Raw genomic sequence first — 13,359 nt, 5'->3', positions numbered from 1 at the left:
GGCGTCATTTCACTTCTTGGTATGGGCAGGAACTACGTGTAAGGGATCCGCGTGCGGTGGAGGGGACGCACACTCGCAGGGGAGAAAACGAGAGCAATCAGGCGAGACGCATGCCGAGGAGCTGCGGGTGTCCCCGGAAAAAGTCAGCCGCCGCAGTGCTCCGCTTGCCTTCAAGCTGCACCTCCGCAAGGACCACGGCTGTTCCCTGAGCACAGACCAGGAGCACCTGGTCGCGCTGCGCAAGGATTTCGCCCGGCGCTGCATCCTGCAGAGCGAAGCCATAAGCGTCCTCTGCAGGCAGCATACGGGTGATGCTGAACTTCTTGCTATCGAGCATGGCCCATGCGCCCGGCCACGGGTAAAAGCCGCGCCACCGGTTGTACACCTCGGCCGCAGGCAGGCTGCAGTCGACGCGGCCGTCTTCACGGGTAAGGATCGGAGCGTGCGTTGCGTGGGTATGGTCCTGTGGCTGTGGGTGGAGGGTGCTTTCGGCCAGTCCAGCCAGGGTGGAAAGCACAAGAGGCGCACCAAGCGTCGCCAGCTCCGGGAACAGTTCGGCAGCCGTTGCGTTGTTCGGGATCGGCAGCTCTGCGCGCTCAAGCATCGGGCCGGTATCGAGCCCTTCCTCAAGCAGCATGGTGGTCACGCCGGTGCACGGCTCGCCACGGGCGACGGCCCACTGAATTGGTGCAGCGCCACGGTATTTCGGCAGCAGCGAACCGTGGAGGTTGATGCAGCCGAGCCGCGGCAGCTCCAGCATCCACAGGGGCAGGATGCGCCCGTAGGCCACCACCACGATGGCGTCAGGAGCAAGCACTTCGAGGTGGGCGCGCAGCTCCGTGTTGTTGCGGATCTTGGACGGCTGATCCACGGGAATCCCATGCGCGAGCGCCCATTGCTTCACAGGCGAGGCGAGCAACTGCATGCCGCGGCCGCTGGGGCGATCGGGCTGCGTCAATACAAGCTGCACCTCATGCCCGGCGGTGCTGAGAGCCTCCAGCGTAGGCACGGCAAACTCGGGCGTGCCGCATAAGACCAGTCGCAATGGCGCGCTGCTCGCGCGCGCCATTGTGTCGCTGGCTTCTGGAGTGTGTAAGGGCTCTACCAATCGCCGTCTCGCTGCAGCTTGCGAATGCGGCGCAGCAGGAGGTCGCGCTTCAAGGCAGAGACGCGCGCGAAAAACAGGATGCCGTGCAGGTGGTCGATCTCGTGCTGGAACGCACGGGCCAGCAACTCTTCCCCGTCCAGCTCAAACCACTCGCCGCTGGCATTCTGCGCGCGCACGCGCACCAGCGCGGAGCGAGAGACCTTCTCGCGGATGTCGGGCAGCGAAAGGCAGCCCTCTTCCTCGTACTGGCGGCCTTCGCGCGAGATGATCTCGGGATTGATCAGGACGATGCGATCGTCCGGGTTCTTGTTGAAGGACAGGTCAATAATGGTGATCTGCCGGGACACGCCGATCTGCGGCGCGGCAAGACCGATGCCTTTGGCCGCGTACATCGACTCGAACATGTCATCGACCAGGCGCTGCAGCTCGCTATCGAACTCGGTCACCTTGTCGGCGACACGCTGCAGCACCGGGTCAGGGTACTTTACGATTTCTCGAATCATTTTCTTTTCAGCTCTTGCTAGCGCCCTCGAAAAAGAAGGGGGAGGATGCAGTGCGTTCAGTACGCGCGGATCTGGTCGATGTACCCGTTGTAGTTGCGTTTCAGCTCGCGCAGGGAGTCGCCGCCAAACTTCTCCAGCAGCAGCCGTGCGAAGGCCAGGGCCACCATCGCCTCTGCCGCGACCCCAGCCGCCGGGACCACGCAGACATCGGACCGCTCGTACGCTGCCTTGGTCTCTTCCCTGCCCGCGTAGGTCACGGATGCGAGAGGCCGCCGCAGGGTGGAGATCGGTTTGAGATACCCGCGCACCACGATGTCTTCTCCGTTTGAGATGCCGCCTTCCACGCCGCCGGCGTTGTTGCGCTCGCGGGTGAAGCGTGTGTGGCGTGCCGGGTCCTCGGCTTCGCTGCTGTCGAGTCCCGCATAGCTGATGGCGTCGTGCACCTCGGAACCGAGCGACTCGGCAGCGGTGACGCCCCGGCCAAGCTCGACTGCCTTGACTGCCTGCAGGCTCATCACTGCCTGCGCGAGGATGCCGTCAAGCCGTTCATCCCAGTTCGCGTAGGTGCCGATACCTGCTGGCGCCCCATGGATAACCACCTCGAAGACGCCGCCGATGGAATCACCGGTACGCAGTGCCAGATCGACCTCGGCCTTCATGCGCGCTTCGGCTTCCTCATCGACGCAGCCGAGCACGACCTCCTGCTTGCGGGCAAGCGCGGCGATCTCCGGCCAGGTGGCATCGCGCTCAAGCTCGGCGCGGCCTACACGCACCACGTGGGAAAGGACCTCGATGCCGAGCTCTGCCAGCAGGAGCTTGGCAATAGCGCCGGCAGCGACCCGCGACGTGCTTTCGCGCGCCGAGGCCCGTTCGAGTACGTAGCGGGCGTCGGCGAAGTCGTACTTGAGCGAACCGGCAAGGTCCGCATGTCCGGGCCGCGGAGAAGCGACCGCCTTGTGCTTGGAAACGTCTCCGGCTTCGACCGGCAGGATCTCGCGCCAGTTTTCCCAGTCGCGGTTGGCAATGACCATCGAGATAGGCGCCCCGATGGTGGCGCCGTGGCGAACACCCGAAAGGATGTGGGCGGTATCGGTCTCGATCTTCATGCGGCCGCCGCGGCCGTAGCCCTGCTGGCGACGCCATAGTTCCCGATTGATCAACGCTGCATCGACCGGCACACCCGCGGGCATGCCGGAGACCAGCGCAACGAGGCTTTCGCCGTGCGACTCTCCTGCAGTTGCAAACCGTAACATATCGTCTTTGATTGTACCGGCGATGGCCGAGGGGCAAGCGTCTTGCCCGGTTCCGGGTGGCGTCGCATACTGCGGTATGCATCTGGAGCAGGCACGCGCGTTTCTGAAGCGACTCCCCTATGCAACTGAAACCATGCAGTGGGGCGCAAACCTTGTGTACTGGGCGGCGGACAAGGCCATCGGCGGCAAGATGTTCGCGCTGATCAACCTGGATACGCAGAGTCGCGCGGGAGCGGAGCGCTCACAGCAGCTGGCTGTTCATGGCCTGGTGCTCTCGTTCTACGCGGGGCCCGAGCGCTACAACGAGCTGCTGGAGAACGAAGGCACGGTGCCCGCCCCGTATCTTGCCCGGGCCTACTGGGTCGCGTTGGAGCGGTGGAATGTTTTCTCCACTGCGGAGCTTGAAGACTTGCTGCGGGCGGCCCATGCCGGAGTCGCCGCGAAGCTTCCTGCCCGTACAGGGCGCGTGCTGGCCATGCCGGCGGCTGAGCGCAAGAAGGCAATCATGGAAGCGCGGCGTCTGCGGGAGTCGAAAAGCAAACAGGCGTGATGGCGCGCGGCAGGAACGCTGTGGTCCAGAGCAGGGTCAGCCCTGCTTGTTCTCGCCTGCAAGGAAAGCGCGCGAATCCAGCAGCGGCCGTTCCATGGAGCGGATGTAATCCGTTGGCTCCCCGGCGCGTGCTCCATTTGCCACGGCCCGCTTGAATTCGCTTCGAAAGGTCTGCATCTTGGCTTCAAGGTCGTCGAGGTAGTGCAGGAGCAAGGCTTCGGCGGTCATCGGCAGCTTGGGAGAGCCGAACTCGAGCCGTCCATGGTGCGACAGCACCAGGTGAAGCAGCAAGGTCCGGAGACGCGGAGGAAAGTCGGGCAACTGTGCGAGCTTCTGGTCGATCATGCTGGCGCCGATCGAGATATGCCCAAGCAGCTGGCCTTCCACCGTGTAGGCGAAGTTGGTGCCCCAGCTCAACTCGTGCAGTTTGCCGATGTCGTGCAGCATGGCGCCGGCGAGCAGGAGGTCGCGGTTCACTTCCGGGTAGTGCCTGGCAGTGCTGTCGCATACGTCGAGCAGCGACACGATGTGCTCCAGCAGTCCACCAATCCACGCGTGGTGCAGGGCTTTTGCAGCCGGGGCCTCGCGCATGGCCGTGGCGATCGTGGGGTCGCCGAGGAACAGTTCGAGCAGTGCCCGCAGGTGCGGATCGACAAAACTGGCGACGTAGGCTGTGAGCCTGGACCACAGGTCGTCGATGTCAAACGAAGTCTTGGGAACGAAGTCGCCGAGGTCGTACTCCCCCGCGTCGGCCACAGGGTCCGCGCGTCGTACCCGATCCAGCTTGATCTGCAGCTTTTCCTGGTAGCGGGAGACAAGGCCGCGCACCTTGAGGATGTCGCCGGCTTCGAACTCACCGGCGTCGTCCTTGATCTCCCACATGCGGCCTTCGAGCTGGCCGGTGCAGTCCGCGAGCGTTATGCAAAGGTAGCCCGAGCCATCGGCCTTGGTGCGAAGCTGACGGCTGGCTGCTGCGAAGAACGCGGTCACAGTCTGGTTTTCGAAACGCGCCAGGTCGGTTGCGAAAAGCTCCTTCATGCTAGCGTTGCGGCTGCGTCGGGGGCTGCGTCGACGAGGGCGCCGGGGTCACCGGGTTGATCGGGTCGCCGCTGCCGGTTGGCGTGGTCTGCGTGCTGTGCGGAGCGTCGGAGCCCGGAGGGTTCTGGGGCGAGGGTTCCTTGTACGGCACGGCGGAAACCGGTGCCTGGGCATCGGACGTGCCGGCGTTCCTGGAGTTGTCGCCCGTGCTGAGCGTACCGCCACCCTGCGAGTCCGCGGGTACCTGGTTTTTCTTGGCGGCCTCGTCGGAGTAGCGGGTCTTGGTGGTCGGCTTGGGCTTGGGCGCGGGCTTGGTGGTGCCGGCCAGCCCAAGCGGCTTGCTCTGGACTGACTTGTCCGCGATCTCCTGGGAGTCAGGCGCAGGCGCGGGATAGGGATCAGCCTTGGCCAGGCGCTTCTTCTCCGCCTTCTGCTTCCGGGTCTCCACGCGGGACGAGAAGCGGGTCTTCTGCTTCTTCGCCTCGGGTGCCTGTTCCTCGGCTGCGCTCTCACCCGTGCCGTAACGCACGTTCTGACCCACAGCACCGGCAGGGGCGCCGGGCTGGCTCACTGCTGCTGTTTCCGCGTTAGAAGCATTGCCGTTTGCAGTGGAGGCGCCGGCGTCCTGCGCGCGCGTGTCAGCGGCTGGCAGCGTTTCGCGTGGCGCCTGGCCGAAGCGAACCTTTTCCCGCTTGCCGGGCTTCGCCGTCTTGGCGCTGGCTGTCTGCGTGGTTGTTGTCGGGGTGGTAGTCGTGGCAGGAGCAGCGGCCGTATTGCCTGGGGTCGCTGCCGCGCCGTTGGTGCCACTGGCCATCGCGGCGCCGGGCGTCGCTCCGACTGCCGGAGTCGCGGCATTCTGGCTGTTTACATCCGCCAGGGAAGGCACGCCGACCGGGGGCGCAGGCTGCGCCGCGGGAGCCGGTGCGGACTTGGCGCGCAATACGGAGTTGCGGGTGCGACCGCGACCGGCAAAGCGGGTGCGCTCCTGCTTCTTCTTCTTTTTAGGCACCGGCGGCTGGTATGCGCTGAAAATCGGCCGCGTTTCGTTGCCACTGGAAGAGGCATCCACAAAGCCGGGCTTGATGTCGATATAGGCTTCTTCGCGCAAACGGGTGAGGTAGGAGCGCAGGGCGGGCTGCATCTTCTGCATGCCGATCGCGTCCTCCACCTGCGGCTGCACCGCCGAGAAAGGCTGCTGGCCCGCATCGGTGTGCGCGTTCACCTTGAGAATCACGAACCCCTGCTTGGTGCGGATAGGCGCGGTGTACTCACCGGTTTTGAGCGAGAAGGTGTCGTCCTCGAGCACCTTGGGGAGCTGCCCGCGCTTATAGTCGCCAAGCTCGCCACCCTGCGCAGCGGTCGACCCTCCCGAGCTGGCCTTGGCCAGCTCGGCAAAGTCCTTGCCGCCCTTGAGCTGGGTTTCGAGGTCGTCGGCTTTGCTCTGTGCCTTGGCTACGTCCGCTGCGTTGTCGGCATCGGCGGTCGGCACGAGGATCTCGCTGAGCTTGACCTGCTCAGGCGTCATGAACTGGTCTTTGTGCGCGTCGTAATACTGCTGCTCATCACCCTGGGTGATGGAAATACGGCGGCCCACCTCGTCGCGGATCACCTGCGAGGTAATGACGCGATTCTGGATGCTGGCCTTGAAATCGGCGAAGGACACACCCTGCTGTTCGGCAGCCTTTTCCAGCGCTTCCATCGAGTCGAGGTTGTTCTGCTTGCGCAGGTCATCAAGCTGGCGGATCGTTTCGGCTTCGCCGGTGATGCCGAGCTGTTTTCCCTTGGAGAGCAGCAGCTGGTTATCGATCAGGTCGCGCAGCAGCTGCTTCTTCTGGTCTTCAAGCTCAGAAGGAGACATGTTGCGCTGGCGGGCCTGCGACTCAAGCTCCTGCTCGGCACGCGCAAAGTCGGCAGAGCTGATGACCTGGTCGTTGACGCGCGCGACGATATCCGCCACGACGGTGCCATGGTAGGGAGACTCAGGGGCGGCAGCAGCAGCATTCTTGCTGACGGGCGAAACAGACTGCGCAAGGGCAGGCCGGCTTGGAACCACAACAGCAGCAAGCGCGATGGTGGCAGCGGCGAGCAGCGAGGCCTGAAACAGAGGAATCCGAGAAATCATCAATATAAGGTCTCAACGAGCCTCTGGCGGCCGGCACAGAGAAGTTGCGAGCACAAGCGGCACACAGGCGTAGTGATGATTGTACTCGTGGAATCGACGGAATGTCAGACCCGGGATGTGGCGGCAGGGAAAGGGGTTGTGCCAGAGGCCGAAGCGCGGTCGACGAGCGCTTTCCTGGCAAGCCCCACAGATCTGCCCGGATGCCCCTGCCTGGGCGGGCGGTCGCAGACACAGGGTACAACTGCCCGGCTGGGCATCGCATCAGGTGCAATACGAGCCGAGTCTTACCGGCACGGGAGGACCCGCATGTCTGCTGATGCACCTGCTTATCTCCGCTACAGCGCTGACGTTGAGACGATCGATCCCCATGAGCCGGTGATTTTCGACGAGCTCTCTCGCACCATGCAGCACATCACCCGCACCATGGCCAGCCGTTATCGCCACGCCTACCGCCCGGTGCATGCCAAGTCGCACGGCGTTGTGGTGGGTACACTCGAGGTGCTCGCGGACCTGCCTGAGCACCTTCGCCAGGGGCTGTTTGCCGAGCACCGCAGCTTTCCAGCGATCCTGCGCTTCTCGACCAATCCCGGCGACCTGCTGGCCGACAATGTGTCCAGCCCACGCGCAGTCGCGATCAAGATTTTGAATGTGGAAGGCGAGAAGGTCGCCAACCATGCCGGCAAAACGACCCAAGACTTCGTGGCGATCAACGGCGAGGCCTTTACCGCGCCCGACCCTGCGGGTTTTCTTGAGCAGATCAAGCTGTTCGACAAGACGCTGGAGACGCCCGAAGGCCTGAAGCACGCCGCGTCGGTCGCCGCGCGGGCTACCAATGCCGTGCTCAAGGCGGTGCATCTCTCGTCGGCAACGCTGGAAGGCATCGGCGCACCGGCCACCCACATCCTGGGCGAGACGTTTTCGATCCTGACCCCGGTGCGCTTTGGCGATTACGTGGCCAAGGTGAGTTTTGCACCCGGCTCTGAGAACCTGCGCAAGCTGACCGGCACCTCGGTGGATCTGGAGTCGGACTACAACGCACTGCAGGAGCTGATCAAGAAGTTCTTCCGGCATGAGGACGCTGTCTGGGATGTGCGCGTGCAGCTCGCGCTTGCCGAGGACCCGACGCTTTCAGACAAGAAGAAAAAGTTCCCGATCGAGAAAGCCGACACCGCCTGGGACGCGGAGCAAAGTCCGTGGCAAACCGTGGCGCGCATCCATGTGCCGGCGCAGAACTCCTATTCGGATGCGCGGCAGCTTTTTGTAGATGAACAGCTTTCCTTCAGCCCGTGGCATGCCCTGCTCGCTCACCAGCCGCTGGGCGGAATCATGCGCGCCAGGCTCAAGGCGTACGAGGAGGCTGCAAAGTTCCGGGCACAGCGCAATGCGCGTGCCACCGTGGAGCCTGCTTCCATCGACGAGGTGCCGAGCTAGCAGCGCAGGGGTGACACAAGCCGGCTGGACAAGGCGCATTCCCGGTCCGCGTCTGACCCCAACGTTTCACTGCATCGCGGCTGGACAGGCGGCACAGACCGCTGCTTGATATACTGCAGTGACGTAGAAGAGGCCTCGTCGATACATCTATGTCTCTACAAATGACCCCGGGCACCCGCCGTACCGCGTTTTCTCTCGTTCTTTTCTTCACGGCGTGCGGCTTCGGCGGCATCGTCGCCAGCCGCAGCATGCACGCACAGGGTGGCAACGGCGACGGGGACTTCCGCGATTCGCTCAAGCAGTTTGCCGCGGTGTACAGCACGGTCAGCGAAAACTACGCAGATCCGTTTACGGGCGACAAGCCGAGCGATGCAATCTATGACGGCGCCATCCCCGCGATGCTGCGCACGCTTGATCCGCACTCCAACTTCTTCGATCCCAAGTCGTACAGCAAGCTCCTTGAGGAGCAGCGCGGCCGGTATTACGGCGTCGGCATGATGATCCAGCCGCAGCTGATCGGGGACAAGCAGCGGACTGTGGTGCTCAAACCCTTCGCCGGCACTCCCTCCTATAAAGCGGGCATCCACCCGGGCGACATCATCACGGCTGTGGATGACAAGACCACGGACGGGTTGAACTCGGATGACGTTGTCGGGCTGCTCAAGGGCGACAAGGGCACCCATGTCAAGGTGACGGTGGCGCGCGCCGGCGCTACGCCCGGCAATGCAGAGACCCTGAGCTTCGACCTGGTTCGCGCCGAGATCCCGAACAACTCGGTCGATCTGGCCTACCAGATCCAGCCCGGCCTGGGCTATATCCACATCAAGGCTGTCCAGGAGACCACCGGCAAAGAGGTTTCCGATGCGCTCGACAGCTTTGGTGACGTCAAGGGACTGGTGCTCGACCTGCGAGACAACCCGGGCGGCCTGCTGAACCAGGCCGTGGCGGTATGCGACCAGTTCCTGCAGCGCGGGCAGACGATCGTCTCGCAGCGGGGCCGTGCTTACCCGGAGCAGCTTTACCGGGCAAACCACGGCAATGGCGGCAAGAACTATCCGATTGTCGTGTTGACCAACCATGGAACGGCTTCAGCGGCTGAGATCATTTCAGGCGCGCTGCAGGACCATGATCGTGGACTGATCCTGGGTACGACCACCTTCGGCAAGGGCCTGGTGCAGACCGTGTACCAGTTAAGCGAGAACACCGGCCTTACGCTGACGACCTACCACTACTACACGCCCAGCGGCCGGTTGATTCAGCGCAACTACGAAGGCGTTTCGCTGTACGACTACTACTCCAACCACGGCAAGCCGCAGGATCAAAAGGATCGCGAGGTCAAGCAGACCGACTCGGGACGAACCGAGTACGGCGGCGATGGCATCGCACCGGATGTTCCATTTGAAGAGCCGAAGCCGGTGCATGTCCAGCGCGTCTTGCTGGCGCACTATACCTTCTTCGACTTCGCGCAGCGCTACCTGGCTAAGCACCAGGTAGCCAAGGATGCGCAGGTCACGCCGGCGATGGTGGATGAGTTCAAGCAGTTCCTGCACGAGCGGAACGTGGCGTACACGGATGCGGAACTGAACCCGGTACTGGACTGGGTCAAGGCCAGCATCCTTGCCGAACTGCTGAACACCGCTTACACCGAGGAAGATGGCGCCCGGGCACGCGCCCAGTACGACCCGGAGATCAAGAAAGCGGTTTCCGTGATGAACCAGGCAGCGCAACTGGAGCAGGCAGCCGAGCAGGCGGCGGCAGCCAAGCAGGCGGCGCACAGCAACCTACCCTCCACAATGTAGGTCGGACAGATTGCAGGCAGAAGGGTCGGGCTATGCCCGGCCTTTCTGTTTTCCTGCGGGAGTGCAGCAGATGGAATCAGAGTTTCGTTTCGCCATGGAGTCTGACGTCGCCGCCATCACGTCTCTGGTCAACGTCGCCTACCAGGTGGAGAAGTTTTTCAAGATCGGCGAGCGCACCCACGAGGGGGAGATCCGCGGCCTGCTTGCGCGTGGCCGCTTCCTGCTGTTTGAAAACGCCACCGACCTGGTGGCCTGTGTCTACCTCGAAGTGCGTGGCGAACGAGGGTATGTGGGCATGCTGTCTGTGTCGCCGGCACACCAGCGACAAGGCATTGCCGCGCGCATCATGGCCGCGGGAGAAGAGTTCTGCCGCGAGATGGGATGCCACTTCATGGATCTATCCGTGGTCAACCTGCGCACAGAACTGCCGCCCATTTATGCCAAATTCGGCTACCAGGTCACGGGCTCGGCGCCATTCCCCGCGGACGAGATGCCAGTGAAGCTTCCCTGCTCGTTTGTGCTGATGTCCAAGCCGCTCATGGAACAGGTATCCGCCGGCACGGATGCACCAGTTGGCCGGGAGGGTGAAGCACCCTCCGGCATGGTGACGCGCAGGTAAGTAAGTGGCATAAACGGCCGTGGCTGAGAAGCCCACAGCCGCCCTCGCCCACGCCTAATGGTTGCTGGCCGTTCCCTTGCCACCGTGCTGGTGCCCGCTCTCATCCTTGGTCGAGCTGTTGGCGATACTGATCACGCCGCACGCCTCGCGGGCGCCTGCGTTTCCTGCCGGGTCTGACTTCATATCGTCCGCGCCCATGTGAACCATCAGCGAGGTGCCGCCATTGGCAAACACCGAGTTTGCGGCATGCGGATCAAGCGTGATGTCTTTGGTGGTGAAGTCCTTCTTGACCATGCCATCGTCCCCGACGTTCAGGTTGAGGGGCAGGTCACCCGCGTGGTGGCCCATGGCATTGTCAATGCCGTGCTGCTTGCCGGTCGGGTTGAAGTGCGGACCAGCCGACTTGAAGTCGGGCGTGTCGCACTTGGCGAATTGGTGAATATGGATGGCATGCACGCCGGGGTTGAGGTTCTTGAAGTCCACCTGGACCTTGACCTCGTTCTTGCTGCCGATCAGGGTCGCTTTACCGGCATCCCTGCCATCGGTTGTTTCCATCTGTACCGTGACGCTTTTAGGCGTCTGCTGTGCGTGTGCGATCCCTGTGCCGACCAGCACCAGCAGCCCTGCCATCGCAATTTTCATGTCATTCTCCTCGGCGAGCATCTGTGCTCCCGCTTTCCCGAGCTGAGATGCACAGACAAGCCGACCGGAGCAGATTGCTGCCCCGGCGGCTGATCGATAGGCTCGCTCCCCCGGATTGCTGGGGCGCTTATTCCCGGCCAGCCTCGATGCTGATCGAGATTTTCACGTCATCACCCAGGGCGGCATCGCCGGACTTGAGGGTGCCGTTCCAGTTCAAGCCAAAGTCCTTGCGGTTGAGCGTGGCGGTCGCTTCAAAGCCGCGTGCATGCGTCTTTCCGTCCATGCCGAGCTGCTCCTTGCTGGGTGCATCGACCTTGAGTGTGACCATCTTGGTGACGCCGTGGAGAGTCAGGTTGCCATCCACGTCAAACCCATCACCATCCTTCTTCACCGATGTGCTCTTGAAGGTCATGGAGGGGTACTTGGCCACGTCGAAAAAATCAGCAGACTTGAGGTGCGTATCGCGCTGCGCGACACCCGTGTCTACGGTGCTGATATCGATCTTGGCTTCCACTGTGGACTTGGTCACATCCGAGGGGTCATAGACGATGGCGCCTTCGATGTTGCCGAAGCGTCCATGCACGTTCGAGATCGCCATGTGGCGGATCGAGAAATCGGCTTCGGAGTGTGCCTTGTCGATCTTGTAGGCAGCAGACTGGGCGTGAGCCCCCATGGCGATCATGGCGATTGGAGCCAGGAGCAGGGTGGCGGTGTGGCGAAGGGTCATGTGGATCTCCTGCAGATTTAGGTTTGTTCCAAGCAGCGACGCCTCTGCGCAGCAGAAAGCAAGGGCTGACTGCATGTTATAACGCGCTTTTGATGCTGCCGAACACACGCAGGATTCTAAGCAGAGGCGCACAGCATCGTCATTGAGGAAAAGCGGCGACAGCATCGGGTCACCGCTTGGCGGCGGGGCAGTGCGCGGAGGTACGAGCGACCTCAAGCAGGCGGATCAACGTCTGGACATCTGCATCAGGCATGTGGGCCAGTCGCTCATCCGCCACGAGATAAGACGGAGTATCCAGTTCGGCAAGGATGGCCATGCCACGCTCGGTGATCGTTGCAGTCACCATGCGGCGGTCCACCGTGTCGCGCACTCGCAGCACCAGGCCGGAGCGGACCATGCGTTCAAGGAGTCGGGAAACATCCGGAACCTGTGTTACCAGCCGGTCGGCCACGTCGTTCCGGGACAGACCCGTATTGCCTGCGCCTCGGAGAATACGCAGCACGTTGTACTGGGTGAGGGTAATGCCGTACAGGCGGAGGGACTGCTCCCAGGCGTGCATTAACACAGCAGACGTCCGGGCAATCTGGAGCACAAGCTCCTGACGCAGGCTTTGAAAGGGCTTGCTCTGCCTGAGCTCGTCTTGGAGGCTGCCCATATGGATGTGCCTTGTCCGGGGAAGGTGATGATGGTGGAGCTGAGCGGGATCGAACCGCTGACCTCCTCGTTGCGAACGAGGCGCTCTCCCAACTGAGCTACAGCCCCATCAACCACGCGGGTGCGGGTGCACCGATGGGAACGAATTTGATAGTAGCAGGAGGTTGCGCTGAAGCCAAATTGCCCTGCGCCCGGTGCAGATTCATACGGCGATGCGGGTACGTTATGCGGCACATTTCTTCTTTTCCATAGAGCGGCGGCCAAAATCTATGAAAAAAGGTGTTGACCTGCCATTTCGATAGCGCTACCTTGGCGATGCAGCTTGTGGTTTTGCTCGCGCGCCACTGTTCCTACCCTTCTTTCAGGCTCTTCTTCTAGTTTTATGAAGCGGCGGGGAGGGCAGTACACCAGGGTCATACCACCAGCTCAAAACGGTGACACAAGCGCGCGTCGGCTTTGCTAAATTCGCGTCTAACAAGCAGTAGTCCAGTTATCGCGCAAAGTAGAGCAGCTCGCACTGTAGTCGCCAACATTCGCGCTTCTGCGTTGCCGTGCATGTGGATAGGCAGGCGCCGGTCCGGATGAATTTATCGAGGAGTTTTTGAGCATGCGCTCTGATCTGATTTTTGGGGCATTGGCCCACCTTGAAAACCGCTATCAGCTCTGTCAGCTAGCCTCCAAGGCCACCCGCAAGCTGCACAAGCCGAACACCCGTTTGCAGGACACAACCAACGAAGTCCTGTTACGCTTCCATGAAGAGAACCCCGCGTCGGAGAAGTTGACCTCTCTGGCGGAACAAGACGACCAGCAGCGCCGCGCAGCTTAAGCGCGGCCTGTACCACCTCTCCTCTCCCTTCCTGCACTGCCCCCTTCCTGCGATAGCCTGTGTTTTCTTCCGGCGCGCCCCGTTTAC

At 62.5% G+C, this 13,359-nt stretch carries 13 protein-coding genes and 1 tRNA gene; 5 read left to right on the top strand and 9 right to left on the bottom strand.

All coding sequences use genetic code 11. From position 1 onward, the window contains the following. Window positions 1–97 precede the first annotated feature (97 nt). The 3 genes from fmt to aroC are packed head-to-tail and all read right to left on the bottom strand — an operon-like array spanning window position 98 to window position 2,864. Window positions 98–1,069: a methionyl-tRNA formyltransferase gene (gene fmt / locus D1Y84_RS10490; protein ID WP_370245754.1), complete on the bottom strand. Its 972-nt coding sequence runs from the start codon at window positions 1,067–1,069 to the stop codon at window positions 98–100. A 32-nt stretch (window positions 1,070–1,101) separates the two neighbouring features. Continuing rightward, entirely contained in the window at window positions 1,102–1,611 is a 510-nt protein-coding gene (gene def / locus D1Y84_RS10485; protein WP_124848455.1) for a peptide deformylase, read from the bottom strand. A gap of 56 nt (window positions 1,612–1,667) precedes the next feature. Beyond that, window positions 1,668–2,864, bottom strand: coding sequence for a chorismate synthase (aroC, locus tag D1Y84_RS10480; RefSeq protein ID WP_124848454.1), 1,197 nt, complete (start codon window positions 2,862–2,864; stop codon window positions 1,668–1,670). A gap of 22 nt (window positions 2,865–2,886) precedes the next feature. On the opposite strand from aroC, the gene D1Y84_RS10475 reads away from it, so the two are divergent. After that, window positions 2,887–3,414 (top strand): MmcQ/YjbR family DNA-binding protein, encoded by a 528-nt coding sequence (locus D1Y84_RS10475; RefSeq protein ID WP_370245753.1) that lies wholly within the window; start codon window positions 2,887–2,889, stop codon window positions 3,412–3,414. A gap of 36 nt (window positions 3,415–3,450) precedes the next feature. Here D1Y84_RS10475 and D1Y84_RS10470 read toward each other — a convergent pair whose 3' ends face one another. Both D1Y84_RS10470 and D1Y84_RS10465 read right to left on the bottom strand, forming a co-directional pair. Further along, window positions 3,451–4,452, bottom strand: coding sequence for a 3'-5' exoribonuclease YhaM family protein (locus D1Y84_RS10470; protein WP_124848452.1), 1,002 nt, complete (start codon window positions 4,450–4,452; stop codon window positions 3,451–3,453). Between the two features lies 1 nt (window position 4,453). After that, entirely contained in the window at window positions 4,454–6,574 is a 2,121-nt protein-coding gene (locus D1Y84_RS10465; RefSeq protein WP_124848451.1) for a peptidyl-prolyl cis-trans isomerase, read from the bottom strand. A 306-nt stretch (window positions 6,575–6,880) separates the two neighbouring features. Between D1Y84_RS10465 and D1Y84_RS10460 the strand changes: the two genes are divergently transcribed. The 3 genes from D1Y84_RS10460 to D1Y84_RS10450 all read left to right on the top strand — a co-directional run bounded on the left by D1Y84_RS10460 (window position 6,881) and on the right by D1Y84_RS10450 (window position 10,423). After that, window positions 6,881–8,005 carry a catalase family protein gene (locus tag D1Y84_RS10460; protein WP_124848450.1) on the top strand — a complete coding sequence of 375 codons (1,125 nt, stop codon included), beginning with the start codon at window positions 6,881–6,883 and terminating at the stop codon, window positions 8,003–8,005. A gap of 149 nt (window positions 8,006–8,154) precedes the next feature. Then, a complete protein-coding gene (locus tag D1Y84_RS10455; RefSeq protein ID WP_233581336.1) occupies window positions 8,155–9,804 on the top strand; it encodes a S41 family peptidase in 1,650 nt (549 codons plus the stop codon). 70 nt (window positions 9,805–9,874) lie between these two features. After that, window positions 9,875–10,423 carry a GNAT family N-acetyltransferase gene (locus tag D1Y84_RS10450; protein WP_124848449.1) on the top strand — a complete coding sequence of 183 codons (549 nt, stop codon included), beginning with the start codon at window positions 9,875–9,877 and terminating at the stop codon, window positions 10,421–10,423. A 54-nt stretch (window positions 10,424–10,477) separates the two neighbouring features. Here the strand turns inward: D1Y84_RS10450 and D1Y84_RS10445 are convergent, their stop codons facing one another. From D1Y84_RS10445 to D1Y84_RS10430, 4 genes are all read right to left on the bottom strand, one after another. Continuing rightward, a complete protein-coding gene (locus tag D1Y84_RS10445; RefSeq protein WP_124848448.1) occupies window positions 10,478–11,065 on the bottom strand; it encodes a superoxide dismutase family protein in 588 nt (195 codons plus the stop codon). 127 nt (window positions 11,066–11,192) lie between these two features. Continuing rightward, a complete protein-coding gene (locus D1Y84_RS10440; protein WP_124848447.1) occupies window positions 11,193–11,792 on the bottom strand; it encodes a YceI family protein in 600 nt (199 codons plus the stop codon). Window positions 11,793–11,961: 169 nt separating this feature from the next. Beyond that, window positions 11,962–12,447, bottom strand: coding sequence for a MarR family winged helix-turn-helix transcriptional regulator (locus D1Y84_RS10435; RefSeq protein WP_124848446.1), 486 nt, complete (start codon window positions 12,445–12,447; stop codon window positions 11,962–11,964). Between the two features lie 31 nt (window positions 12,448–12,478). Further along, window positions 12,479–12,554 (bottom strand) — tRNA-Ala (locus D1Y84_RS10430). 499 nt (window positions 12,555–13,053) lie between these two features. Between D1Y84_RS10430 and D1Y84_RS10425 the strand changes: the two genes are divergently transcribed. Beyond that, the gene (locus D1Y84_RS10425; protein ID WP_124848445.1) at window positions 13,054–13,272 is read left to right on the top strand and encodes a DNA-directed RNA polymerase subunit omega; all 219 of its coding nucleotides are present in this window, start codon (window positions 13,054–13,056) and stop codon (window positions 13,270–13,272) included. The last annotated feature ends 87 nt before the right edge of the window (window positions 13,273–13,359 follow it).

It is taken from the genome of Acidipila sp. EB88 (assembly GCF_003858395.1).
Taxonomy (GTDB): Bacteria; Acidobacteriota; Terriglobia; order Terriglobales; family Acidobacteriaceae; genus EB88.
This window is presented reverse-complemented; position numbering and strand designations above follow the sequence as displayed.

What these genes read in the sequence shown, in the direction of transcription:
- D1Y84_RS10450 (WP_124848449.1), top strand. Translation starts at nt 9,875, where the DNA reads ATGGAATCAGAGTTTCGTTTCGCCATGGAGTCTGACGTCGCCGCCATC.
- D1Y84_RS10435 (WP_124848446.1), bottom strand. Translation starts at nt 12,447, where the DNA reads ATGGGCAGCCTCCAAGACGAGCTCAGGCAGAGCAAGCCCTTTCAAAGC.
- D1Y84_RS10460 (WP_124848450.1), top strand. Translation starts at nt 6,881, where the DNA reads ATGTCTGCTGATGCACCTGCTTATCTCCGCTACAGCGCTGACGTTGAG.
- aroC (WP_124848454.1), bottom strand. Translation starts at nt 2,864, where the DNA reads ATGTTACGGTTTGCAACTGCAGGAGAGTCGCACGGCGAAAGCCTCGTT.
- D1Y84_RS10440 (WP_124848447.1), bottom strand. Translation starts at nt 11,792, where the DNA reads ATGACCCTTCGCCACACCGCCACCCTGCTCCTGGCTCCAATCGCCATG.
- fmt (WP_370245754.1), bottom strand. Translation starts at nt 1,069, where the DNA reads ATGGCGCGCGCGAGCAGCGCGCCATTGCGACTGGTCTTATGCGGCACG.
- D1Y84_RS10465 (WP_124848451.1), bottom strand. Translation starts at nt 6,574, where the DNA reads ATGATTTCTCGGATTCCTCTGTTTCAGGCCTCGCTGCTCGCCGCTGCC.
- D1Y84_RS10425 (WP_124848445.1), top strand. Translation starts at nt 13,054, where the DNA reads ATGCGCTCTGATCTGATTTTTGGGGCATTGGCCCACCTTGAAAACCGC.
- D1Y84_RS10475 (WP_370245753.1), top strand. Translation starts at nt 2,887, where the DNA reads ATGGCCGAGGGGCAAGCGTCTTGCCCGGTTCCGGGTGGCGTCGCATAC.
- def (WP_124848455.1), bottom strand. Translation starts at nt 1,611, where the DNA reads ATGATTCGAGAAATCGTAAAGTACCCTGACCCGGTGCTGCAGCGTGTC.
- D1Y84_RS10470 (WP_124848452.1), bottom strand. Translation starts at nt 4,452, where the DNA reads ATGAAGGAGCTTTTCGCAACCGACCTGGCGCGTTTCGAAAACCAGACT.
- D1Y84_RS10455 (WP_233581336.1), top strand. Translation starts at nt 8,155, where the DNA reads ATGTCTCTACAAATGACCCCGGGCACCCGCCGTACCGCGTTTTCTCTC.
- D1Y84_RS10445 (WP_124848448.1), bottom strand. Translation starts at nt 11,065, where the DNA reads ATGAAAATTGCGATGGCAGGGCTGCTGGTGCTGGTCGGCACAGGGATC.